Below are 24,178 nucleotides of genomic sequence, written 5' to 3'. Positions count from 1 at the left end.
GGGCCGGCCCCTCGCCCCTGCCCCGCGCCGAGTGTTCAGCCCTTCCGCGCCGCCCGGATCATCGCCAGGATGTCCTTCGCGGCCTCGGGGATGTTGGTCCCCGGTCCGAAGATCGCCCGGACCCCGGCGGACTTGAGGAAATCGTAATCCTGCTGCGGGATCACCCCGCCGCAGATCACCAGGATGTCCCCGGCCCCCTTGGCCTTCAGCGCCTCGATCAGCTTCGGCGCCAGGGTCTTGTGCCCGGCCGCCTGCGACGAGATCCCGACGACATGAACATCGTTGTCCACCGCGTCCTGCGCCGCCTCCTCCGGGGTCTGGAACAGGGGCCCGACATCGACGTCGAAGCCGATATCCGCAAAGGCGGTGGCGATCACCTTGGCGCCGCGGTCATGGCCGTCCTGGCCCATCTTGACCACCAGCATCCGCGGCCGTCGGCCCTCTTCCTCGGCAAAGGCCTCGACATCCTTCTGGATCGCGGCAAAGCCCGCGTCGCCCTCATAGGCCGCGCCATAGACCCCGGCGAGGGTCTTGACCTCGGCCCGGTGCCGCCCGAAGGCCTTTTCCATCGCCATAGAAATCTCTCCCACCGTGGCCCGGGCCCGGGCCGCTTCCACCGCCAGGGCCAGAAGGTTTCCGTCGCCGCTCCGGGCGCCGGCTTCCAGCGCCGCAAGCGCCGCATCGCAGGCCGCGCCATCGCGTTCCGCCCGCAACCGCGCCAGCGCCGCCACCTGGGCGTCGCGCACCGCCGAATTGTCGATCTCGCGGGTCTCGACCGGGTCTTCGTGCTCGAGCCGGAACTTGTTCACCCCGACGATCACCTCGTCGCCGCGGTCGATCGCCGCCTGGCGCCGCGCCGCCGCCTCCTCGATCCGCAGCTTCGGCATCCCGCTGGCGACCGCCTTGGTCATGCCGCCCAGCTCGTCCACCTCGTCGATCAGCGCCTGCGCCGCCTCGATCAGCTCGGCCGTCAGACTCTCGACGTAGTAGGAGCCGGCCAGCGGATCGACGACCTTGGTCACGCCGGTCTCATGCTGCAGGATCAGCTGGGTGTTGCGCGCGATCCGGGCCGAGAACTCGGTCGGCAGGGCAATCGCCTCGTCAAAGCTGTTGGTATGCAGCGACTGGGTGCCGCCCAGCACCGCCGACATCGCCTCGAAGGCGGTGCGGACCACGTTGTTGTAGGGATCCTGTTCCTGCAGGCTGACGCCGGAGGTCTGGCAATGGGTGCGCAGCACCAGAGACCCCGGCTTCCTGGCCCCGAAGCCCGACATGATCCGGTGCCAGAGGAACCGCGCCGCGCGCAGCTTGGCGGCCTCCATGAAGAAATTCATCCCGATGCAGAAGAAGAACGACAACCGCCCGGCAAAGGCATCGACATCCATGCCCCGCGCAATCGCGGCGCGGACATATTCCTTGCCATCGGCCAGGGTGAAGGCCAGCTCCTGCACCAGGTTCGCGCCCGCCTCCTGCATATGATAGCCCGAGATCGAGATCGAGTTGAACTTCGGCATGTTCTCGGCGGTATAGGCGATGATGTCGCTGACGATCCGCATCGAAGGCTCGGGCGGATAGATATAGGTGTTGCGCACCATGAACTCTTTCAGAACGTCGTTCTGGATGGTCCCCGACAGCGCCGCCCGGTCGACCCCCTGCTCTTCGCCGGCGACGATGAAGCTGGCCAGCACCGGGATCACCGCGCCGTTCATCGTCATCGAGACCGAGACCTCGCCCAGCGGGATACCGTCGAACAGCCGCTTCATGTCCTCGACGCTGTCGATCGCGACGCCCGCCTTGCCGACATCGCCCTCGACCCGCGGATGATCGCTGTCATAGCCGCGATGCGTCGCCAGATCGAAGGCGACCGACACGCCCTGCTGCCCGGCGGCCAGCGCCTTGCGGTAGAAGGCGTTGGATTCCTCGGCGGTGGAGAAGCCCGCATATTGCCGGATCGTCCAGGGCCGGCCGGCATACATCGTCGCCTTCGGGCCTCGGGTATAGGGCGGCGCCCCCGGTGCGCTGCCCAGCTGCGGCAGGCCCTCCAGATCCTCGGCGCGATAGACCGGCGCCACCTTGATGCCTTCCGGCGTTTCCCAGGTGAGGCTGTCGGGATCGCGCCCCTTCAGCTCCTTTTGCGCCTGCTTGCGCCAGCTTTCGGTGCCACTCATCCCCGAAACTCCTCTGCATGTCGCTGCATGTCGCAGCTCTTGCCCTTCGCATCCCGCCCCAAAGGTCCTATATCGAAGGCAACTGGAGGACTGATGCGCTTTACGTCGATCATTCTGGGCCTGGCCCTGGCCCTGTTCCCGATGGCCGCCGCCGCGCAGGCGCTGGCCGCCACCGATGCGCCGCCGGCCGAGGGCGCACCGCAGGCCGAGGCCGAAACGGTCGACCACTTCCCGATCGCCATAACAGATGAACGGGTCGAGGATTTCCTCTGGCGAAAGAGGCTTGTCGTGGTCTTCGCCGATACGCCGCTCGATCCCTCGTATATCCGCCAGATCGAATTGCTGACCGCCCGGCCCGAGGATCTGGTCGAACGCGACGTGGTGGTTCTGACCGATACCGACCCCGCCGCCCGCAGTGCGATCCGGACCGAGCTGCGGCCGCGCGGCTTTGCCATGGTGATCGTGGACAAGGACGGGCGGGTGTTGCTGCGCAAGCCCTCGCCCTGGGACGTACGCGAGATCACACGCGCCATCGACAAGACCCCGCTGCGCCAGGAAGAGCTGCGTGACGCCCGGGACGCCGACGCCCGGGCCCGCAATCTGTCGCAATAGAGGCGCGCCACCGGGGTCATTCGAACTCCATGATCACTTCATCCACCGCCAGCGACTGACCGGCGGTGGCGTTGATCTTCTTGACCACCCCGCGCCGCTCGGCCCGCAGCGTGTTCTCCATCTTCATCGCCTCGACGGTGCAGAGCGCCTGACCCTCCTGCACCTCGTCGCCCTCCGCCACGGCAAGGCTGACCACGAGTCCCGGCATCGGGCAGATCAGCATCCGAGAGGTATCGGGGGGCAGTTTCTCGGGCATCAGCCGCGACAGTTCCGCCCGGCGCGGCGAGAGCACCCGCACTTTCAGGTCGGCACCGCGCAGCCGCAACCGGAACCCGTTCGGCTGCTTGCCGACCTTCATCACCAGCGGGGTGCCATCGACCTGCAGCCGGGCCAGGCTCTGCCCGGGGCGCCAGTCGCTTTCCACCCGGATGGTGCGGCCATCGGCAAAAGTCACATTCGACCCGGCCTTGTCGGCGTGGACCGTCACCGGCATCTCCTGCCCGTCCAGCGCCACAACCCAGTCGGCGCCCACATGGCGCTCGTGATTGTCCATCCGCCCCGAAATCCGGGCCCGCCGCACCTCGGTGACGAAATACATCGCCGAGGCCGCCGCCGCGACCCGGCTCAGAAGCTCGGGCGCCAGCGTGGCACCCTGGAAGCCGTCGGGATATTCCTCGTCGATGAAAGCGGTGGAGATATCGCCCGAGACAAAGCGCGGATGATCCATCACTGCCGAGAGGAAGGGCAGGTTGTGGCCGATGCCTTCGACCTCGAACGTGTCCAGCGCCACCCGCATTCCGTCGATCGCCGCCGCCCGGTCCGGTGCCCAGGTGCATAGCTTGGCGATCATCGGATCGTAGTACATGCTGATCTCGCCGCCCTCGTAGACGCCGGTATCGTTGCGCACCACCGCCTCGGGGGTCGCGAATTCCTGCGGCGGCCGATAGCGCGACAGCCGGCCGATCGAGGGCAGGAAGTTGCGATAGGGGTCTTCCGCGTAGAGCCGGCTCTCGATCGCCCAGCCGTTGATCCCGATGTCCTCCTGGGTCAGCGACAGCTTCTCGCCCGCGGCGACCCGGATCATCTGCTCGACCAGGTCGATGCCGGTGATCAACTCGGTCACCGGATGCTCGACCTGCAGGCGGGTGTTCATTTCGAGGAAATAGAAGTTCCTGTCGCCATCGACGATGAATTCCACGGTGCCGGCACTGGCATAGTTCACCGCCCGCGCCAGGGCACAGGACTGCTCGCCCATCGCCTTGCGGGTGGCGGCGTCGAGAAAGGGCGAGGGCGCCTCCTCGATAACCTTCTGGTTGCGGCGCTGGATCGAACATTCCCGTTCGTTCAGCCACAGCGTGTTGCCATGGCTGTCGGCCAGTACCTGGATCTCGATATGGCGCGGCTGGGTGACGAATTTCTCGATGAAGATCCGATCGTCCCCGAAACTGCTGGCCGCCTCGTTCTTCGAGGCCTGGAAGCCCTCGCGCGCCTCCTCGTCGTTCCAGGCGATCCGCATCCCCTTGCCGCCGCCGCCGGCGCTGGCCTTGATCATCACCGGATAGCCGATCTCCGAGGCGATCTTCGCCGCCTCGTCGGCATCCGCGATCAGCCCCATATGGCCCGGCACGGTCGAGACCCCGGCCTCCTTGGCAAGCTTCTTCGAGGTGATCTTGTCGCCCATCGCCTCGATCGCCCCGGCCGGCGGGCCGATGAAGGCGACGCCCTCGGCCTCCAGCGCCTCGGCGAACCTGCGGTTCTCGGACAGGAAGCCATAGCCGGGATGCACCGCCTCGGCGCCGCTGTCGCGGACCGCCTGCATCACCTTGTCGATGACGATATAGGACTGGTTGGCCGGCGAGGGGCCGATATGGATCGCCTCGTCGGCCATCCGGACGTGCAGCGCGTTGCGGTCCGCGTCGGAATAGATCGCCACGGTGGCAATCCCCATCCGCCGCGCGGTCTTGATGACCCGGCAGGCAATCTCGCCCCGGTTGGCGATCAGGATTTTCTTGAACATCTGTCCCCCTTGCCCGGGCATGCTCCCGGCGGTCGCAACGCGCCCGCGGCAGCCGCGGGCCGATCGGAAAACGCAAAACGGCCACCGGCGCGACAAGCGCCAATGGCCGTTTCGATGGAGTAGAGGCGCGCCGCGCGGGCGCGCCGGATCAGGTCAGCGGCAGTACTGCGGTGCCACGTTGTCGCACAACACCCCGACCGAACCGCCGACGGCGGCGCCGACGACGGGATCATTGCCGGTGAGGCTGGCCGCACCGGCGCCGATCGCCGCGCCGGTAACCCCGCGCTCGAGATCGGTGGTGCCACAGGCCGACAGCCCGAGAACCGCGGAGATGGCCGCGACAGCAAAAAGACGTTCCATGATAACCTGCTCGTTTGTTTGGTCTTATTGGCCGCGATTGTAGCACGATTTCGCGCCGCGCCAACGGAAAATTCGCAACCTACGGTGGCGTCGGCAGCGCCTTGCCAAACGCCGGCCGCCCGGGTCGACCCCACCCCGGGGAAAACTGGTCTGACCCTTTTGGGGCCAGACCAGGTAGAAGGGGAAGGGTAACGGTCTTGACAATATGCGGCAGGAAACTTGCTGGAGGGACCTGCCGCAGAACCGACATTGGCGCAGCCGGTCCCGCCGCGAAACGGCGAAACCTCCGCCGCCGCGAAATGGGCACGAACCTGCCGAAACCCGCGCAGTGATGGCGGAAAGATGCTCATTCCTCGAACAGCTCCGGAAAGCTCGCCCGGGCCTTCGCAAGATCGACCCGCAGCAGCGCGTCATAGCTTTTCGGATCGAAGGGGTCGTCCACCGCCACCACCTCGCGGCCGAACAGCCAGCCGATCCGCCCGGCGTCCAGATTGCCGCGCACGAAGGGTTCTTCGCCGAAATGCTCGATCAGCGCCGCCAGAAAGGCCCGATCGGCGGCGCGGTCGATCGGGCGGCGGTCGGCATAACGGTCGCGCGCCACGATCGGCGAGGGCCCCTTCGGATTGGCCCGGCGCACCACGAACTGATGATCGCTGCCCGGCAACCGTCCCGGAAAGCCGCGATGTTTCACCATGTCTTCGCGTGCCATCAGAACATCTCCCAAACACATTTGCCGTCTTCGACCCGGTAGGCCTCGAAATACTGGGTCGCCTCGGGCGCCGGCTCGCCAAAGGCGGTGGCGCGATCCGACAGCGAGATGATCAGCTGCCCCGGTGTCGGCCCCATGCTGGGCAGATGGTCGATCCCGAAGCCGTCGCAGAGCGCCTGCATGTCGTCGCGCGCCTGCTCGGGCGTGACCGTGCCGCCGTCGCGCGCGATCCCCGGCGCGATGAAGCGGAACCGATAGACCAGCCCGGCGGCGCCGCGCTCGGACCGGATCACCTCGGCGAAATAGATCGCCTGGCCCGAAGGCACCTCGACCACCGGCAGATCGAAGGCGGGCTCGGGCGGCGGGGCCGGCTTCAGCAGCACCCAGGCCGCCGCCGCACAGGCCAGCGCGAAGGCGAAGGCGGGACGCAGCCATTTCATCCGGCGCCCCGGCGGCGGGAACCGCCCTGCCCCTGTCCATCGCTCTGCGCCATCGCCCTGCCCCTCACAGCGGAATGTTGTCGTGCTTCTTCCACGGGTTCGTCAGCGACTTGCCGCGCAGCGAGGCAAAGGCCCGGCAGACCCGCTTGCGTGTCGAATGCGGCTGGATCACCTCGTCGATGAACCCCTTTTCCGCCGCCACGAAGGGATTGGCGAAACGGTCCTCGTAATCCTTGGTCCGCTGCGCGATCTTCTCGGGATCGCCCAGTTCCGAGCGATAGAGAATCTCCGTCGCCCCCTTGGCCCCCATCACCGCGATCTGCGCCGTCGGCCAGGCATAGTTGAAATCGCCGCGCAGATGCTTCGAGGCCATCACGTCATAGGCCCCGCCATAGGCCTTGCGGGTGATGACCGTGACTTTGGGCACCGTCGCCTCGCCATAGGCGAAAAGCAGCTTCGCCCCGTGCTTGATGACGCCGCCATATTCCTGACTGGTGCCCGGCAGAAAGCCCGGCACGTCGACCAGGGTCAGGATCGGAATCTCGAAGGCATCGCAGAACCGCACGAAGCGTGCCGCCTTGCGGCTGGAGTCGATGTCGAGACAGCCGGCCAGCACCAGCGGCTGGTTGGCCACCACCCCGACGGTCGAACCTTCCAGCCGGATGAACCCGGTCAGGATGTTCTTGGCGAAATCGGCCTGAAGCTCGTAGAAGTCGCCCTCGTCCGCCAGTTTGCCGATCAGCTCCTTCATGTCGTAGGGCTGGTTCGGATTGTCCGGGATCAGGGTGTCGAGGCTGGGCTCGGTCCGGTTCGGATCGTCGAAGAAGGGCCGGACCGGCGGCTTGGTCCGGTTGTTGACCGGCAGAAAGTCGATCAGCCGCCGCACCTCGGTCAGCGCCTCGACATCGTTCTCGAAGGCGGCATCGGCGACCGAGGATTTCCTGGTATGGGTCGCGGCGCCGCCCAACTCTTCCGCGGTGACGACCTCGTTGGTCACGGTCTTGACCACATCGGGGCCGGTCACGAACATGTAGGAACTGTCGCGGACCATGAAGATGAAATCGGTCATCGCCGGGCTGTAGACCGCGCCGCCCGCGCAGGGGCCCATGATGACGCTGATCTGCGGCACCACGCCCGAGGCCATGATGTTGCGCTGAAAGACCTCGGCATAGCCGGCCAGGCTGGCGACGCCTTCCTGAATCCGCGCCCCGCCGGAATCGTTCAGCCCGATCACCGGGGCGCCGTTCTGCATCGCCATGTCCATGATCTTGCAGATCTTCTGGGCATGGGTTTCGGAAAGCGAGCCGCCGAACACGGTGAAATCCTGGCTGAAGACATAGACCATCCGGCCGTTGACGGTGCCCCAGCCGGTGACCACGCCGTCTCCGGGCGGGCGGCTGTCCTGCATCCCGAAATCGGTGCAGCGATGCGCGACGAACATGTCGAACTCTTCGAAGCTGCCATCGTCGAGCAGCAGCTCGATCCGCTCCCGCGCCGTCAGCTTGCCGCGGGCGTGCTGCGCCGCGATCCGCTTTTCGCCGCCACCCAGCCGGGCCGTCGCGCGGCGGTCTTCGAGCTCTTGCAGAATATCCATCGACCGAGTCCCTCGTTTTCAGGCAGACTACAGGCAGAGGGGCATTTTCGAAAGCGCCAAGCCGGATATTTGCAAAGTGTTTGCAGACTTTCGATTGCGAACTGCAAAGAGTGCAAATTTCCCGTCACCTGCCACCTCGCCGGGGTCATGGCCGCCCCCGACAAAGCCACCTCCGCCGAGCGAATGAGACTGGACGACCCCGGCCCCTCCGGCCTAAGTCCCTTTGGTCATGACTGATATGCCAGCCCCTCGTTTTCTCGACCGGACCACCGCGCCGCATATCGCCACGCTGGTCATCGTCACCTCTCTGTCGGCGCTGTCGATGTCGATCTACCTGCCGTCGCTGCCGGCGATGACCGAGTATTTCCACGCCGAATACTGGGTGCTGCAACTCTCGGTCTCGCTCTATCTGGCCGGCAACGCGATGCTGCAGCTGGTGGTCGGCCCGCTGAGCGACCGCTACGGGCGGCGGCCGGTCATGCTGGGCGGCTTCGCGATCTTCATCCTCGCCACGCTGGGCTGCATCCTGGCCGGTTCGGTCGCAGTCTTCCTGCTGTTCCGGATGCTGCAATCCACCGTCGTCGTCGGCATGGTGCTGAGCCGCGCCGTGGTGCGCGACATCCATGACTCGGACCAGAGCGCGGCCATGATCGGCTATGTCATGATGGGCATGTCGGTGGTGCCGCTGATCGGCCCGACCTTGGGCGGAATCCTGAACGACGCCTTCGGCTGGAAGGCCTGCTTCTGGGCGCTGCTGCTGATCGGCGTCGTGGTGACGGGGCTGATCTACACCGACCTGGGCGAGACCGCCCGCAGCAAGGGCCGCAGCTTCCGCGACCAGATATCCGAATACCCCGAGCTGCTGACCTCGCCCCGGTTCTGGGGCTACACGCTCTGCGCGATGCTGTCCTCGGGGCTGTTCTTTGCCTATCTCGGCGGCGCGCCCTTTGTCGGCGTCACCCTGTTCGGGCTCAGCCCGACCGGGCTGGGCATCGGCCTGGGGGTCCCGGCCATCGGCTATTTCTTCGGCAATTTCCTGTCCGGGCGCTTCTCGGTGGCCATGGGAATCAACCGGATGGTGCTGGCGGGCTGCATGGTCGCGGCCACCGGCGCGCTTCTGGAGCTGGTCATCTTCGCGCTTGGCCACGGCGGGCCGGTGCCCTTCTTCGGCCTGATGAGCCTGGTGGCGGTCGGCAACGGCATGACCCTGCCCAACACGATTGCCGGCACGCTTTCGGTGCGGCCCTTGCTGGCGGGCAGCGCCGCCGGGCTGGGCGGCGCGCTGCAGGTGGCCGGAGGCGCCGTCGCGGCGGCGGCCTCGGGCGCCTTCCTGACCGTCGAATCCGGCGCCATGCCGCTGTTGTGGCTGATGATGTCCTGCGCGGCGGGCGCCGTCGGCGCGATCCTTTTCGTCATTGCCCGGACCCGCGGCCTGGCCGGGCAGAGCTGATCCGGCACCGGCCTTTCGCAACGACTTTGCAAAGCGTAGACTGGACCCTGCAAAGTTGCGAAACAGGGCATCGGACGGCGACCATGGCGACAGGCAAACTCTACGCGGGCGCCAAGCTGCGCGAAACCCGGATGCGGCTGGGCGTGACGCAGAAGGTCTTTGCCGCCAAGCTGGGCGTCTCGCTGCCCTATCTGAACCAGATGGAGAACAACCACCGCCCGGTCTCGACCACGGTGGTGCTGGCGCTGGCCTCCGAGTTCGGCCTGGACGTGACCGAGCTGCGGGCCGGCGATGCCGAGCGGGTGGTGGGCGATCTGCGCGAGGCGCTGGCCGACCCGGTCTTTGCCGATGCCGCGCCGCCGCTGGCCGACCTGCGGCTGACCGCATCGAACGCGCCGGGGCTGGCACGGGCCTTCCTGGACCTGCACCGGGCCTATCGGCAGGCGCATGAGCGGCTGGCCTCGCTGGACGAGGCCCTGGGCCGGTCGGGCAGCGCCGCCTCGCCCTGGGACGAGGTGCGCGACTTCTTCCACTATTGCGACAACTACATCGACGCCGTGGACCGCGCTGCCGAACGCTTTGCCACAGGGCCGACGGCGCAGGGCGGCGTGATGGAGACCGCGCGGCGGGTGCTGGACGAGTTGCGGGTTCAGGTGGAAATCCGGGACGGCGGCGACATGCGCGGCTATGATCCGCAGACCCGGCGGCTGGTGCTGTCGGGCCGCGTGTCCCAGGCCACGCAGCGGTTCCAAATGCTGCACCAGGTGGCGCTGCTGACCCAGGACAAGCTGTTCGAGGCGACGCTGGACCTGGCCCGGTTCCAGTCCGACGCGGCCCGGGCCATCGCCAAGATCGGCCTTGCCAACTATTTCGCCGGGGCGGCGCTGATGCCCTATGCCGCCTTTCAGGCCGCCGCCGAAGAGACCCGGCACGATCTGGAGCGGCTGGCCGACCGCTTCGGCGCCTCGATCGAGCAGGTGGCGCATCGGCTTTCGACCCTGCAGCGGCCCGGCGCCAAGGGCATTCCGTTCTTCTTCGTCCGCGTCGATCAGGCCGGGACGATCACCAAGCGCCATTCCGCCACCCGCCTGCAATTCGCCCGCTTCGGCGGCGCCTGCCCGCTGTGGAACGTGCATCAGGCCTTCGAGACCCCGGGCAGGTTCCTGCGTCAACTGGCCGAGACCCCGGACGGGGTGCGCTACCTGTGCCTGGCCCGCGATGTCTCGAAGGGCGGCGGCTCCTGGGGCGCGCCGGTGGCGCGCTATGCGATCGGGCTGGGTTGCGAGGTCAGCCATGCCGGGCGGCTCTGCTATGCCGACGATCTCGACCTGAACAATCCGCGCCTGTTCGAGCCGATCGGAATCTCCTGCCGAATCTGCGAGCGCCGCGACTGCCACCAACGCTCGGTCCCGCCACTGGAACGCCGGCTGACGGTGGACCCGGACCGGCGCGGCACCCTGCCCTACGGGATCGAGTAGCGGCGCGGGCCGGGTCCTTCGGCACGCCATGCATAAGCTCCCGATCCAGCTTTAGCACTGTCGTCACGGCGTCCCGGACCCCGCCGGCGGGGGCTGCGGAAGGTCATGGAAGGGGACCGGGGGGACATTCGGCCGGCCCCGGCGCGTTTGGCGCTTTACGGGTTTCGGGATCGCTTCTAGAAAGCCCTGACGCCCCTGCCGCCGCCGCGGCCCGAGACGGGGCCTGGGAACTGGGAGACTTGACCATGGAACTGACCGGCAGCCGCACCATCGCCGCCGACCGCGCCACCGTCTGGGCACGGCTGAACGACGCCGAAACGCTGAAGGCCTGCATTCCGGGATGCCAGGAACTGACAGGGTCACCGGAGGAAGGTTTCGAGGCGGTGGTCAAGCAGCGGGTCGGGCCGGTCTCGGCGACCTTCAAGGGCAAGGTCGTGCTGTCGGACGTGGTCGAGGGCGAAAGCTACCGGATCGCCGGTGAAGGCACCGGCGGGATCGCCGGCTTTGCCAAGGGCGGCGCCGATGTGAAGCTGACCGATGCCGAGGACGGCGGGACCGAACTCACCTATGCCGTCGATGCCAAGGTCGGCGGCAAGATCGCGCAGCTGGGATCGCGGCTGATCGACGGCTTTGCCCGCAAGATGGCCGATGCCTTCTTCGAGAAATTCAAGTCCGAGGTCGAGGCCGGCTGAACCCCGGCCCCGCGCGGCCCCTGCGGCGGGCAGAGACCGCCGGGCAACGGGCTTTCCCCGGGCGGTCGGGGATTCTAGGAACTGCACGACAGAGCCGGGACGACCCGGCCGGACCTGGGACGGAACGGAATGACACTGGGCAAGACCCGACGCGATGCCGCCGTCGAGGCGGCAATGGACCTGTTCTGGCGCCGGGGCGCGGACCGGGCCACCTATCCGGAAATCGTCTCGGCAACGGGGCTGAACCGCAAGCGGCTCTATGCGCTCTGGCCCGAGAAGGATGCGCTGGTGCTGGACACCCTGCGGCACTACCGGGCGCAGGTTCTGCAGGCCGGCCTGGACCGGCTGAGCCCGCCCGGCGCAGCGCCGCTGCTGGCCTTCTGGGACCGGCTGGAGGCCGAGACCCGGGGCCGGGACTGGGCCGGGTGCTTTCTGATGAGCACCGCCGCCGGCCCATACGGGCGGTTGCCTGCGGTGCGCAAGCTGCGCGACGAGTGGCTGGACCAGCTGGCCGAGAGCCTGACGACGGCGATCCTGGCGGCGGTCCGCGACCTGCCGCGCAGCCGGGTCCTGGACCCGGGCGCGGCGGCCTGGCAGGCGGTGGCACTCTGGGCGCTGATCGCCGAACTGGGGCCGGACAGCGGCTATGATGCCCGCATCGCCGGGCTGTTGCGCGCCGGCCGGCTGGCCTGCGGCCTGCCGCCGGGCTGACCCGCACGGCCCGACGCTCACCGGGGTCCGCGGCAGTGACGGGGTGCCGTTCCGAGGCTAGGCTTGTCCCGGAACGCGCATTCCACTGGAGGACCATCCGATGAAGACACTTGCCTGGACGCTCGCCCTGACACTGGCCGGCGGCGCGGCGCTGGCGGAGGATGCGGTCGGCATCACCAAGGACATGCCCAGCGTTACCGTCCCGACCGCGAATGGCACGGTCGAGATCAGCCGCATTCAGGATACCGGCAACCGGATCGGCGGCGACTGGGCGCTGACCTCGCGCCCCTGCCCGAATTTCTGCATCCAGCCGCACAGCCCCGCCGAGGGCGTTACCACGATCGGAGAACTGGAGCTGATCGCCATGCTGCAGGACCCCGAGGCCGTGGTGGTGGACAGCCGCACCCCGGACTGGTTCGCCGGCGGCACCATCCCCGGCGCGATCAACATTCCCTATACCTATGTGGTCGACGAACTGGCCCGGCTGGGCTGCGAGCCGGATTTCGACGGATGGGACTGCAGCGCGGCGAAGCCGGTGGCTTTGTTCTGCAACGGCCCCTGGTGCGGCCAGTCGCCCACCGCGATCCGCAACATGATCGAGGCCGGATACCCCGCCGAGCAGATCCATTACTACCGCGACGGCATGCAGGTCTGGCGCCTTCTCGGCCTGACCGTGACCGGCGCCGAATAGGCGAAACGCCGGGCGGCGGATGACGCCGCCCTGCAGCAAACACCACCTGCAGGCGTCTTTCCCACGGCCATGGCGCGCAAAGGCTGCATTGCGCTTTACACTTCTCTTCCTGTCCCCTTACGATCCCCTTCGCCGGAGGGGAGCCGGCAGGCGCCACACTGGCCGACACTCAGGGAGGAAATCATGAAATCCAATCACTTCACGCGCAATCTGATGGGGGCCACAGCCCTCATGCTGGCGGGAACCAGCGGCGCATTCGCATTCGATCCCGCGCCGCGCTGGTGCGAAGGCGTGACCATCGCCGCCTTCCCGGGCGGACCGCAGGGCGGTGTCTTCGCCAACAATGTCTACAACGGCTTCCGCCAGGCGGAACTCGATCTGGGGCCCAAGGTCACCTACTATTTCTCGGACTGGGACCCGAACAAGATGCTGACCCAGATGCAGCAGGCGGTGGCGACCGGCGTCGATGGCATCGCGACCTACGGTTTCGCGGGCGAGGACGCCACCGGGCCGGTCGTGCAGCAGGCCTATGACCAGGGCATCATCTTCACCACCCTGAACACGGCCCTGCGGGCGAGCCAGGAGAAATACGGGCCACAGGGTTTCGGCTTCGTCGGTGCGCCGAACTATGACGCCGGCCACGCGCTGGCGGCGGAAGCGGCCAAGCGGACCGGCCTGAAAGAGGGCGACGAGGTGTTCGTCTGGGGTCTCAAGGGCCAGGGCGGCGACCGCGGACAGCGCACCGTCGGCGTGCTCGATGCCTTCACCGAGGCCGGCGCCAAGATCATCTACCAGGAGATCGACGCCGCGACCAACGCCGACCCGAACGCCGGAACCGCCACCTTCGTCGGCGTCATGGGGGCCAATCCGGGGATCAAGATCGTGGTCACCGACCATGGCGGGCTGACCGCGAATGTCGGCGTCTACGCGCAGGCCGCCGGTCTGGAGCCCGGCGAGGTCTATTTCGCCGGGTTCGACATGTCCCCCAACACCGCCCAGGCGATCGAGAACGGCTACCAGAGCCTGGTCATCGACCAGCAGCCCTTCCTGCAGGGCTATCTGCCGATCCTCAACATCTGCCTGACCAAGAAATACGGCTTCTCCGGTCTCGACATCAACACGGCCGGAGCGTTCGTCGACAAGACCAACGTCGCCGCCGTGGCACCGCTGGCGGCCATCGAAGTCCGCTGAACCGGGTGAGACACTCCCTGACTGGGCGGGCCGACGGCCCGCCCGCATTTCCGACGAGGACATGATGGCAGCAGCCGCAACAGCTCCCGCAGCCGCATCGGCAGCGGACACACCGGTCATAGAACTGCGCAAGGTTTCGAAGACCTTCGGCGAGGTTCGGTCACTGTCGAACATCGATTTCGCGGTTCGTCCCGGCGAGATCGTGGGCCTTCTGGGCGACAACGGCGCCGGCAAGTCGACGCTGGTCAAGACGGTGATGGGGTTTCACCGGCCCGATCCAGGCGGCGAAATCTATTTCCACGGCAAGCAGATCAGCGACTGGTCGGTCGCACGGGCCCGCAATCTCGGGATCGAGACGATCTATCAGGAACGCGCGCTCTGCGAGAAGCAGCCGATCTGGCGCAACATGTTCATGGGCCGCGAGCTGCGCAACAAATGGGGCCTTCTCGACGTGCACCGGATGCGGGAGGAATGCGCCCGGCTGATGAAGGAGCATATGGGCTTCACCTCGGCCGCCGTGCATCCCGACAATGTCGTGACCACCATGTCGGGCGGCGAGAAGCAGGGGGTGGCGATCACCCGCGCGCTCTATTTCGACGCCCAGCTGGTGATCCTGGATGAACCGACCGTGGGCCTGTCGCTGACCGAGACCAGGAAGACGCTCGACTTCGTCAGCAACATCAAGAAGGCCGGCAAGTCCGCCATCTTCATCGACCACAACATCTTCCATGTCTATCCGGTGGTCGACCGCCTCTATGTCCTCGACCGCGGCAAGGTCGCGGGCGTCTACGACAAATCGCAAATCACGATGGATGACCTGATCGACCGGCTGTACCGCGTCGCCCGGTCCGGATCGATGGAGTAGATCATGGCCGAGACAAGCACTTCGAAGCCGGCCGACAACCGGGTTTCGCCACCGTCCCTTCTGCGCCGCCACGGCAGCCAGCTGGGCATCATCGGGGTCGGCATCGCGCTCTGGCTCTCCTTCGTCGCGGCGGCGCCCGCGGTGTTCACCAACGGCAACATCTATCTGGCCTTCATGCAGTCGACCCCGCAGTTCGGCCTGATCGCCCTGGCGCTGACCTTCGTGGTCATCACCGGCGAGATCGACCTAAGCTTTCCCTCGGTCATGGCGCTCGGCACCGCCATCTTCTGCCTGACCGTGGAGCGGGTCGGGGTGCCGGTCGCGATGATCCTCGGCCTGCTGACCGGGGCGGTCTGCGGCGCGATCAACGGGCTGCTGGTGGCAAAGCTGAACATCCCCTCACTGGTCATCACCATCGGCACCTGGTTTCTCTATCGCGGCCTCGAACTGGTGCTGATGAACGGGTCCGGCGTGCCGCTGACCGCACAGGATTACCCGGGCCTTCACGCGGTGTTCCGCGAGCCGCTCTGGGGCATTCCGATCCAGACCCTGTGGATGATCCTCGCCTGCATCGGCCTCTGGCTGCTGCTGAACCGGACCCGCTTCGGCGCGCATGTGTTTCTTGTCGGCGACAACCCGACCAGCGCCCGGCTGATGGGGATCAACACGGTCTCGGTCAAGATGCGCGCCTTCATGCTGGTCGGCGTCTGTTCGGTCTTTGCCGGGATGATGACCTCGATCTACGGCTATTACTTCTGGCCGACGATGGGCGACGGCTTCCTGCTGCTCACCATCGCGGCGGTGTTCCTGGGGGGGACCTCGGTCTTCGGCGGCACCGGATCGGTCGTCGGCTCCTTCGTCGCGGCCTTCATCATCGGCGCGATCAACGCCGGGATCGTTTCGGCCGGCATCAACGCCTTCTACACCCAGCTGGCCTTCGGCACGGTGATTGTCGTCTCGGTCGTGCTGCAGACCATCATCGACCGCCGGATCCGGCGCCAGTCGATCACCGGGCGGTAGCCATGAAGATCACGGCAATCCACACCCAGGTGGTGAATGCGCGGCTGCGGAACTGGATCTTCGTCCAGGTCGAGACCGATGTCCCGGGCCTGTTCGGTCTGGGCGAGGCGACGCTGGAGTTCCAGACCCGCGCGGTGGTCGGCGCCATCGAGGATCTGTCGCTGCTGATCCTGGGCCAGGACCCGCGCAACATCGAGCATCTGTGGCAGATCATGTTCCGGCATCCGTTCTTCAAGGGCGGGATCGTGACGATGTCGGCACTGTCGGGGATCGACCAGGCGCTGCACGACCTCAAGGCCAAGGATCTGGGCATCCCGCTGTGGCAGTTGTTGGGCGGCCTGACCCGGGATCGGCTGCGGATGTACGACCACCTGGGCGGCGGAAGCTCGGACGCGGTCTATGACGATGCGCTGCCGGCCTCCTTCGCCGAGAAGGCGGCGCAGTCGCGGGCCGAGGGCTTCACCGCGGTGAAGATCCTGGCCGTCGGCCGCACCGCGCCGCTGGACGGGCTGGCGGCGCTGACCCATGCCGAAGACCTGATGGCTGCAGCGCGCGAGGGTGCCGGCGACGACATGGACATCATGGTCGATCTGCATGGCCGCACGACCGCGGCCATGGCGATTCAATATGCCGCCGCGCTTGCCCCCTATCGGCCCTGGTTCATCGAGGAACCCTGCCAGCCGGAAAGCTGGGAAGGCACCGCACAGGTGGCGCGTTCGACGGCGATCCCGATTGCCGCGGGCGAGCGGCTGGTGCATCGGCGCGAGTTCCTGCCCCTGTTGCAGTCCGGCGCCATTGCCATCGCCCAGCCGGATGTCTGCCACGCCGGCGGGCTGACCGAGGTGCGGCGGATCGCGGCGCTCTGCGACACCTTCGGGGTCAGCATGGCGCCGCACAATCCGCTGGGCCCGATCGCCACCATGGTCAACATCCACATGGGCTTTGCGACGCCGAATTTCCTGATCCAGGAGGTGATGAAGTCGGACGTGCCCTGGCGCGACGAGATCGTGTCGGGGGTCACGCCGATCGTCGATGGGCATGTCGTGCCGAGCCAGGCCCCGGGCATCGGCGTCGAGATCGATTTCGACGCCGCCGCCCGTCACCCCTATGTCGATGTGCAGCCACCGCAGTGGTTCCATCCCGACGGCAGCGTGGCGGATTGGTGATGGACAGGCTCAAGGATCATCATGTGCTGGTCACCGGCGGCAGCCGCGGAATCGGCGCCGCGATCGTCCGCAAGGCGCTGGCCGAAGGCGCCTCGGTCTCGATCATCGACATGGACGCCAAGGGCGGCGAGGCGCTGCTCGACGAGGTCGGGCGCGCGCGGTGCCATTTCTCGGAAGGCAGCGTGACCTCGGCCCGGGACATCGACGCGGCGGTCAGCGCGGCCGGCGAACGGTTCGGCCCGGTGACCGGGCTGGTCAACAATGCCGGGCGCAACACCTATGCCGATATCGTGGCGATGACCGAAGAGGAGTGGGACGCCGTCTTCGCCGTCGACCTCAAGGCCGCATGGCTGGTCGCGCGGGCGGTGCTGCCCGGGATGATCGCGGCGCGGCGCGGGGCCATCGTCAACATCGCCTCTGTCCATTCCGAGATGACCTACAAGGGCATGTTCCCCTATGCCGCCGCCAAATCGGGGCTGGTCGGCATGACCCGCTCGATGGCGCTCGACCTGGGACAGCACCAGATCAGGGTGAATGCCCTGTCCCCCGGCTATACCGAGACCTTTCTGGTCCAGGAGTTCTTCGACAAACACGACCCGGCGCTGCGCGAGCAGGTGATCGCGGCGCATCCGATGGGACGCATGGGCAAGCCGGCCGAGATCGCCAATGTCGCGGCCTTCTTGCTGTCGGACGAGGCCTCTTTCATCACCGGCGCGAACTGGTTCGCGGATGGCGGGTTGACGGCCCGCTTTGCCGGCTGATCCGGCGCTCCCGCCGCCCTGCCCCGGCCGGTCACTTCCCGGCGGCCAGCCCGTTGGCCTGCAGGAACCCGCCCAGGCGCCGCTGCTGATCCGCGGTCAGCGGCCAGGCCGCCGGCGGCCGGGCCGGGCCGCAATCCTGCCCGCTCGCGGCCAGCGCCCATTTCACTCCCGAGACATTGGCGCCGTTCTGTTCCTCGGCCCGGATGTCCTCGAACACCCGCACCTCGGCAATCAGCCGGTTCGCCTCTCCGTAGTCGCCCCGGTCCAGCGCCGCGTGGATCGCCATCGAGCGTTCCGGCCAGACGTTGATCAGCCCCGAGGTGAAGCCCCGCGCACCGACGGCATAGAGCGGCGGGGCCCAGACCTCGGCCAGCCCGGCGACCCAGGTGACGCCCTCCGGCGCCGCCGCGATGGCGCGGACCAGGTTCATCGGGTTCGGCGTCGCCCATTTCACCCCGAGCACGCCCTCGATCGCGCAGAGCCGGGCGATCGTTTCGGTGCCGATGGCGTCGTTGCGCAGATAGAGCACCACCGGCAGGCCATCGCCGGCGCCGACGATCCGGGCGACATAGTCCACCAGGCCGCGCGGCGACACGAAAGGGTCCGGCGGCTGGTGGATCATCAGCGCCGAAGCCCCGGCCGCGGCCGAGGCCCTGGCCAGCGCCAGCGCCTCGCCAAGGCTGCGCCCCACCCCGGCGATCACCGGCGCACGGCCCGCGACAAGTTCGGGCACGCTGCGGGCCATGGTCAGCGCCTCCTCGGCGCTCAGGGCGTAGAACTCTCCGGTGTTGCCGTTGACGGTCAGCGCGTGGACACCGGCCTGCACCGCCCGGTCGATGATCGGGGACAGCCGCGCCGGATCGGGCCGGTCGTCGCTGTCGAAGGGCGTCACCAGGATCCCGGATATGCCGCGGAGCGCCGTCTGGATGTCGGTCATTTGGTTACCTCTGATGGCATGCGTCCCGGCGCAGCCATGGGCGGCGCCCCGGGAAGCTGAACATGGAGCGCCACGGTTCCGGCGCCTGTCGGACCCGGCACCGCCGGGCCGCCGGTCGGTTTCCCAAGGACATGCGGCCTCCTCCCTCCTGCCAATGCTTAAGCCGATCGGCGGAGAGGTTCGAGGGCAATCATCAGAGCGGAGCCTCCATGCGGCAGGCCGGGCCGGCCGCAGGACGGTGGCGTCGGGGGAAAGGCGCCGCAAAGGCGGCGTCCCCCGCCAGATGGCGGGGTCCAGGGTGCAGCGGCATTCGGAAATGCCATGCGGAAGCCCCGCTTGCCGAGGCGCGATCTGCCCGGATCACGACCGGTCCGCCACCATTTGCAGGGCCAGTTGCCCGCGCGGGGCTGGTGTCAGTGCAGCATCCCGACGCACATCGCAAGAAGATAGAGCACAACCCAAATCATCTCGCGTGCATAGGGAGGGCGCAGCAGGGTATTGAGAATTCTTGCCGCGCGGTCGTCCAGATAATCGGGTTTCATATTCACAATCAATTTGGGCGGCAGCTACATGTGCCGCTGTCTTCAGTCAGGCGGCGGCGCACCCGAAGGTTTCGCCAGGTGGATGACTCCGCCGCGATTATCAGCAGTTCTCGCGCCCGAAACGGGCACAGTAGATGTGGATTCAGGGGACGGCGACCATCACCGGATCTCTCCGGCATCAAGGCCGCCGCCATCAATGGCAACTATCCGACTGTCACCATCCCCCCCTTAGTTGAAATCACTTTTCAACAATTGCAGAACGCTACCCGAACACTCGATACGCTAATTAGTTTTACTAATGCTAGATTAGTCATACTTACCACCAGGGTCAACCGGCGATCCGCGGTTGCGAGGAAACAGTCATTGTCCGCGAACAAGACAATCGTTTCGGACCGGTCCGCGCGGCCCGTTGACGGGCCATTTCCGCCCTGCCGGCGCGCCCGGACGCCGGGCGGGAAACGGACGCATCGCTGCCCGCAAGACTTCGACTGAAGATCACCGCCGCCGCGCGGCATTCTGACCGGGGCAAGCCGCTCTCGGGCTTGCTGATTGCGCTTGGCCGAGTGCCCTGTATTGTCCTTCGGCGCCGCCATGGGTGCAACGCTTGTCCGGAGCCCTTCGAATCAGCTTCCCCGATCATGGCCGCGTGGTCCGGGCCGGTGTTGCCGACCCCATGTTCTGGATATGAAAATGTACCAAATCACGCTTCTGACAGGTCGGACCGCACCGCTGCCCGACAGCAAGGCCCTCAGCGGAATCGCGAAACGCCCGGTGGACCGCCCCCTGCCCCTTGGCCCCGAGGGGTTCGAAGGTGACGAACAGGCGGACCTGCGGGCGCATGGCGGTGTCGAGAAGGCGGTGCATCACTACCCGTACGATCACTACCCGACCTGGGCGGCCGAACTGGGCGCACTGCCGTTGCTGGGCGCGCCGGGCGCATTCGGCGAGAACATCTCGACCAGCGGCCTGACCGAGGCGAGCATCGCGGTCGGGGATGTCTTCCGGCTAGGGTCGGCCGTCCTGCAGGTCTCGCAGGGCCGGCAACCCTGCTGGAAACTGAACCGCCGCTTCGGCGTGCCGGACATGTCGCGCCGGGTGCAGAGGTCCGGGCGCACCGGCTGGTACTACCGCGTGTTGCAAAGCGGCGAGGTGGCGCCGGGCGACCGCCTGGAACTGGTCGAACGTGCCGCCCCCGAATGGACATTGCAGCGTCTCTGGCAGGCGCTCTATGTCGACCGGCTGAACAAGGCGGAACTCGAAGGCATGGCCGCGCTCGAGGTTCTGGCCGAAGGCTGGCGCAAGCACGCCCGCCGCCGCCTCCAGAGCGGCCGGGTCGAGGACTGGAGCAAGAGGCTGGACGGCGAGACATGACAAGACCGCCCTTCGTGATCTCGATCCAGAGCCAGGTGGTCTTCGGCCATGTGGGCAACTCGGCCGCCCTGTTTCCGATGCAGGCGGCGGGGCTGGAAGTGGCGCCGATACCCACCGTCCTTTTCTCGAACACGCCGCATCATCCGACCCTGCGCGGCCGGGCCATGCCGCCCGAACTCTTCGCGGACCTGCTGCTGGGCGCACGGGAACGCGGCCTTCCCGAACGCGCGGATTTCCTTGTCACCGGCTATATCGGCTCGCCCGAGGTGGCCGGGCTGGTGGCGGATTTCGTGGCCGAGGCCCGGCAGGCGAACCCTGCCCTCAGATACATCTGCGATCCAGTGCTGGGCGACGAGCATCCGGGGCTCTATGTGCCGGAAGCCATTGCCGGGATCATGCGCGACCGTCTGGTGCCGATGGCGGACATCGCCACACCGAATCCCTTCGAGCTGGGCTGGCTCACGGGCTGCGAGGTCGCCACGCTCGCCGATCTGGAAAACGCCCGCGAGGCGTTGCGGATGCCGGCCGGGGCGCAGCTGATCACCACCGGGTGCCGGTTGCAGGATACCCCCGCCGGCCAGATCGAATCGGTCATCCTCGGCCCCCACGGCCACAGCCGCCACCCGACCGAGCATCTGCCCGTCGCCCTTCCCGGCACCGGCGATCTCTTTGCCGGGCTGGTCGTGGCGGGGCTCGGCGCCGGGACGGAACTTCCCCGCGCCGTCGATGTCGCGCAGGCCCTTACCGCCCGGGCGCTCCGCGATGCGCAGGAACTCGGCGCGGACGAGGTGGTGTTGAGCGGGGCCGGATTCCGCCGTGCGCTTCTGAAGCTCGGCACCGAGTAGGCCGGCCTGAGCCGGGCCGAAGCCGGATCACGTCATGCTTGCGCCGGATGCCGCGGGCTTTCTCCTTCGTCAGCAGTGTCGCCCTGCGCCTTCAGCAAATCCGCGGAAGCTGCTCTCCGACAAGCATGTCGACCAGCCGCTGCCCGCCGAACAGCGTCCGCAGGGTCACGCGCCCCGGCGGGCCTTCGAGCGCCTTGCCGATGGCAACCGCCCCCTGCCCGGCCGGGGTCGTCCGCATGGCAGCCAATGCGGCCTCGGCCTGGTCCGGCGGGACGAAGAGGACCAGCGTGCCCTCGTTCGCCAGATAGAGGGGATCGAGCCCAAGGATTTCGCAGACGCCCTTCACCTCTGTCCGCAGCGGCAGGGCAGCCTCGTCCAACTCGATCCCGACGCCGGAGGCCGCGGCCAGTTCGTTGAGGGCCGAGGCCAGCCCGCCCCGCGTCGCATCCCGTGCCGCCCGAAGATCGGGAGCCGCCGCGATGGCGGCCTCGATCAATGCGTTCAGGCTTTGGCAATCCGATTTCAGATCGGTCGTCAGCGCCATGTCTCCGCGCGCAGCCATGATGGCGGCGCCGTGGTCGCCCAGCACACCGTTCACGATCGCAATGTCACCCGGCCGGATCCGGTCGGCACGCATGTCGCGTTGCGGCGGGATCACCCCCACGCCGGCGGTCGTGACAAAGACCTTGTCGGCCTGGCCCTTGCCGACCACCTTGGTGTCGCCCGTCACGATCCGCACGCCGGCCTTCTCCGCCTCGGCCTGCATCGAGGCGACGATGCGGCGCAGCAGCGCGATCTCGCATCCTTCCTCGATGATGAAGGCTGCCGAGAGCCAGAGCGGCTGCGCGCCGCCGACGGCCAGATCGTTGACCGTGCCGCAGACCGCGATCTTGCCGATATCGCCCCCCGGAAACTCGACCGGAGAGACCACGAAACTGTCGGTGGTGAAGGCCAGTTGCGCCCCCGGTTCCCGCAGCGCCTCGGACATCAGCCGCGCCTGATCCTCGTCCCCCGGAGGATGAAAGACATCGGTGAAGACATCTTCGATCAGGTCGCGCATCGCCTTGCCGCCGCCGCCATGGGCCAGCGTCACGCGATCGCCGCGCAGGCGGGAAGGCTTGACGGACGTCGGCATCCTATTCCGCCGCCTCGATCGCGCCGTATTGGAAATAGGCCGCGCAGGCCCCTTCGGAACTGACCATCAGCGCACCGAGCGGCATCTCGGGCGTGCAGCCCTTGCCGTATTGCGGGCATTGGAAGGGCTTGATGCGCCCCGTCATGACCTCGCCGCAGGCGCAGCCTTCCGGCTCCTGCACCGAGCGCATACCGGCGCCGTAGCCGACGCCGAATTTCGCTTCGGCATCGAAGTCCCTGTAGTGGTCACGGATGCGCAGGCCGCTGGCGTCGATCTCGCCCAGGCCCCGCCATTCGAATGACGGGCGTTCCTCGTAGACATCCGCTATGGCCGCCAGGCTGACCGGGTTGCCGTTCTCGGGCACGACGCGGGAATACTGGTTTTCCACCTCGGCCCGGCCGTCGCGGATCTGTTCCAGCACCATCAGCACCGATTGCAGGAGATCGAGCGGTTCGAACCCCGCCACGACAATCGGCTTCCCGTAGTCTTCGGCAATGAAATCATAGGGATGGATGCCAATGACCATCGAGACATGGCCCGGCCCGACGAAACCGTCGAGCACCATGTGCGGATCGTCCAGCAGCGCCTTGATCGGCGGCGGAACGGTGATGTGGTTGCAGAAGACGGTGAAGTTCTCCAGCCCCTCGCGCGCCGCCTGCTGAATCGACAGCGCGGTTGACGGCGTGGTGGTTTCGAACCCCAGACCGAAGAAGACGACCTCGCGATCCGGGTTGCGGCGCGCGATTTCCAGAGCATCCAGCGGCGAATAGACCATCCGGATGTCGGCGCCATCCGCCTTGGCCTGAAGCAGCGACTTGCGCGAGCCGGGCACCCGCATGGCATCGCCGAAGGTCGTGAAGATGACTTCGGGCCGCTCGGCAATCTCGACGCACTCGTCGATCCGGCTCATCGGCAGGACACAGACGGGGCAGCCGGGGCCGTGGATGAACTCGATCCCCGGCGGTGTCAGACGGTCGAGCCCGTAGCGGAAGATCGCATGGGTATGCCCGCCGCAGATTTCCATGATGTGCACCGGCTTCTCTGCCGTCGCTCCGATCTCGTCGACCAGGCGTTCGATCGCGTCCAGATGGGCTCTCGCCGCCTTCGGGTCGCGGAATTCCTCGGCATATCTCATAGCGATCCCTCGAGAGCAGCTTCACCCTGTGCCATGGCTTCCAGCGTTTCCTGGGCCTCGCCCAGACCGCGCAGCGCCTCCAGCGTCTTTGCGGCCTCGTCCTCGTCGATCAGGCTCATGGCGAACCCGACATGGATCAGGGCCCAGGCGCCGATCAGCGACTCGAGCGGGCCGTCCATGATGCAGGCCACGTTCACCTCGCGCCGCACGCCGGAAACCTCGGCCATGGCCATCAGGCGATCTGCATCGGTGATCTCGACGATCTGTCCGGGAATTCCCAGGCACATG

General features: G+C 67.3%; 24 protein-coding genes. 13 read left to right on the top strand and 11 right to left on the bottom strand.

Translation table 11 applies throughout. The features are described from left to right. Window positions 1–35: 35 nt before the first annotated feature. The gene (gene scpA, locus NUW50_RS02370) at window positions 36–2,168 is read right to left on the bottom strand and encodes a methylmalonyl-CoA mutase (RefSeq protein ID WP_258287454.1); all 2,133 of its coding nucleotides are present in this window, start codon (window positions 2,166–2,168) and stop codon (window positions 36–38) included. A 93-nt stretch (window positions 2,169–2,261) separates the two neighbouring features. Between scpA and NUW50_RS02365 the strand changes: the two genes are divergently transcribed. Continuing rightward, window positions 2,262–2,780, top strand: a complete 519-nt coding sequence (locus NUW50_RS02365) for a DUF4174 domain-containing protein (protein WP_258287453.1) — start codon at window positions 2,262–2,264, stop codon at window positions 2,778–2,780. A gap of 16 nt (window positions 2,781–2,796) precedes the next feature. On the opposite strand, the gene NUW50_RS02360 is transcribed toward NUW50_RS02365, so the two are convergent. The 5 genes from NUW50_RS02360 to NUW50_RS02340 form a co-directional block, all read right to left on the bottom strand. After that, on the bottom strand, window positions 2,797–4,797 hold the full coding sequence (locus tag NUW50_RS02360) for an acetyl-CoA carboxylase biotin carboxylase subunit (protein ID WP_258287452.1): 2,001 nt from the start codon (window positions 4,795–4,797) through the stop codon (window positions 2,797–2,799). A 153-nt stretch (window positions 4,798–4,950) separates the two neighbouring features. After that, window positions 4,951–5,157: a hypothetical protein gene (locus NUW50_RS02355; protein WP_258287451.1), complete on the bottom strand. Its 207-nt coding sequence runs from the start codon at window positions 5,155–5,157 to the stop codon at window positions 4,951–4,953. Window positions 5,158–5,503: 346 nt separating this feature from the next. Then, entirely contained in the window at window positions 5,504–5,851 is a 348-nt protein-coding gene (locus NUW50_RS02350; RefSeq protein WP_258288289.1) for a hypothetical protein, read from the bottom strand. 14 nt (window positions 5,852–5,865) lie between these two features. Then, window positions 5,866–6,306, bottom strand: a complete 441-nt coding sequence (locus tag NUW50_RS02345) for a DUF6497 family protein (protein ID WP_258287450.1) — start codon at window positions 6,304–6,306, stop codon at window positions 5,866–5,868. A gap of 64 nt (window positions 6,307–6,370) precedes the next feature. Next, on the bottom strand, window positions 6,371–7,900 hold the full coding sequence (locus NUW50_RS02340; protein WP_258287449.1) for an acyl-CoA carboxylase subunit beta: 1,530 nt from the start codon (window positions 7,898–7,900) through the stop codon (window positions 6,371–6,373). Window positions 7,901–8,129: 229 nt separating this feature from the next. Here NUW50_RS02340 and NUW50_RS02335 point away from each other — a divergent pair, with 229 nt between their 5' ends. From NUW50_RS02335 to NUW50_RS02290, 10 genes are all read left to right on the top strand, one after another. Then, on the top strand, window positions 8,130–9,350 hold the full coding sequence (locus NUW50_RS02335; protein WP_258287448.1) for a multidrug effflux MFS transporter: 1,221 nt from the start codon (window positions 8,130–8,132) through the stop codon (window positions 9,348–9,350). 83 nt (window positions 9,351–9,433) lie between these two features. After that, window positions 9,434–10,828, top strand: a complete 1,395-nt coding sequence (locus tag NUW50_RS02330) for a helix-turn-helix domain-containing protein (RefSeq protein ID WP_258287447.1) — start codon at window positions 9,434–9,436, stop codon at window positions 10,826–10,828. A gap of 245 nt (window positions 10,829–11,073) precedes the next feature. Beyond that, window positions 11,074–11,520: an SRPBCC family protein gene (locus NUW50_RS02325; RefSeq protein ID WP_258287446.1), complete on the top strand. Its 447-nt coding sequence runs from the start codon at window positions 11,074–11,076 to the stop codon at window positions 11,518–11,520. Window positions 11,521–11,649: 129 nt separating this feature from the next. After that, window positions 11,650–12,231 (top strand): TetR/AcrR family transcriptional regulator, encoded by a 582-nt coding sequence (locus tag NUW50_RS02320; RefSeq protein ID WP_258287445.1) that lies wholly within the window; start codon window positions 11,650–11,652, stop codon window positions 12,229–12,231. A gap of 100 nt (window positions 12,232–12,331) precedes the next feature. Further along, a complete protein-coding gene (locus tag NUW50_RS02315) occupies window positions 12,332–12,922 on the top strand; it encodes a rhodanese-like domain-containing protein (protein ID WP_258287444.1) in 591 nt (196 codons plus the stop codon). Between the two features lie 183 nt (window positions 12,923–13,105). Next, on the top strand, window positions 13,106–14,113 hold the full coding sequence (locus tag NUW50_RS02310; protein WP_258287443.1) for a sugar ABC transporter substrate-binding protein: 1,008 nt from the start codon (window positions 13,106–13,108) through the stop codon (window positions 14,111–14,113). 64 nt (window positions 14,114–14,177) lie between these two features. Continuing rightward, entirely contained in the window at window positions 14,178–14,978 is an 801-nt protein-coding gene (locus NUW50_RS02305) for an ATP-binding cassette domain-containing protein (protein WP_258287442.1), read from the top strand. Window positions 14,979–14,981: 3 nt separating this feature from the next. Continuing rightward, on the top strand, window positions 14,982–15,998 hold the full coding sequence (locus tag NUW50_RS02300) for an ABC transporter permease (protein WP_258287441.1): 1,017 nt from the start codon (window positions 14,982–14,984) through the stop codon (window positions 15,996–15,998). 2 nt (window positions 15,999–16,000) lie between these two features. After that, window positions 16,001–17,164: a galactonate dehydratase gene (dgoD, locus tag NUW50_RS02295; protein WP_258287440.1), complete on the top strand. Its 1,164-nt coding sequence runs from the start codon at window positions 16,001–16,003 to the stop codon at window positions 17,162–17,164. Beyond that, window positions 17,164–17,925, top strand: a complete 762-nt coding sequence (locus NUW50_RS02290) for an SDR family NAD(P)-dependent oxidoreductase (RefSeq protein WP_258287439.1) — start codon at window positions 17,164–17,166, stop codon at window positions 17,923–17,925. The genes dgoD and NUW50_RS02290 overlap by 1 nt, the downstream gene beginning before the upstream one ends. Before the next feature lie 31 nt (window positions 17,926–17,956). Here NUW50_RS02290 and NUW50_RS02285 read toward each other — a convergent pair whose 3' ends face one another. Beyond that, the gene (locus NUW50_RS02285; protein WP_258287438.1) at window positions 17,957–18,862 is read right to left on the bottom strand and encodes a dihydrodipicolinate synthase family protein; all 906 of its coding nucleotides are present in this window, start codon (window positions 18,860–18,862) and stop codon (window positions 17,957–17,959) included. Between the two features lie 413 nt (window positions 18,863–19,275). Further along, complete coding sequence (locus NUW50_RS02280) at window positions 19,276–19,404, bottom strand: hypothetical protein (protein ID WP_258287437.1); 129 nt, start codon at window positions 19,402–19,404, stop codon at window positions 19,276–19,278. Window positions 19,405–20,094: 690 nt separating this feature from the next. Between NUW50_RS02280 and NUW50_RS02275 the strand changes: the two genes are divergently transcribed. After that, window positions 20,095–20,775: an MOSC domain-containing protein gene (locus tag NUW50_RS02275; RefSeq protein ID WP_258287436.1), complete on the top strand. Its 681-nt coding sequence runs from the start codon at window positions 20,095–20,097 to the stop codon at window positions 20,773–20,775. Continuing rightward, window positions 20,772–21,620: a pyridoxal kinase gene (gene pdxY, locus NUW50_RS02270; protein WP_258287435.1), complete on the top strand. Its 849-nt coding sequence runs from the start codon at window positions 20,772–20,774 to the stop codon at window positions 21,618–21,620. Before NUW50_RS02275 ends, pdxY begins: the two co-directional genes overlap by 4 nt. 91 nt (window positions 21,621–21,711) lie before the next feature. On the opposite strand, the gene hypE is transcribed toward pdxY, so the two are convergent. The 3 genes from hypE to hypC are packed head-to-tail and all read right to left on the bottom strand — an operon-like array spanning window position 21,712 to window position 24,177. Next, window positions 21,712–22,755: a hydrogenase expression/formation protein HypE gene (gene hypE, locus NUW50_RS02265; RefSeq protein ID WP_258287434.1), complete on the bottom strand. Its 1,044-nt coding sequence runs from the start codon at window positions 22,753–22,755 to the stop codon at window positions 21,712–21,714. A gap of 1 nt (window position 22,756) precedes the next feature. Further along, the gene (gene hypD, locus NUW50_RS02260) at window positions 22,757–23,890 is read right to left on the bottom strand and encodes a hydrogenase formation protein HypD (RefSeq protein WP_258287433.1); all 1,134 of its coding nucleotides are present in this window, start codon (window positions 23,888–23,890) and stop codon (window positions 22,757–22,759) included. Continuing rightward, on the bottom strand, window positions 23,887–24,177 hold the full coding sequence (gene hypC / locus NUW50_RS02255) for a HypC/HybG/HupF family hydrogenase formation chaperone (RefSeq protein WP_258287432.1): 291 nt from the start codon (window positions 24,175–24,177) through the stop codon (window positions 23,887–23,889). Before hypC ends, hypD begins: the two co-directional genes overlap by 4 nt. Window position 24,178: the final 1 nt, after the last annotated feature.

Source organism: Frigidibacter sp. ROC022 (assembly GCF_024723735.1).
Taxonomy (GTDB): Bacteria; Pseudomonadota; Alphaproteobacteria; order Rhodobacterales; family Rhodobacteraceae; genus SLM-1.
Note: the sequence above shows the minus strand (reverse complement) of the source record. Positions and strands in the feature narration are given on the sequence as shown.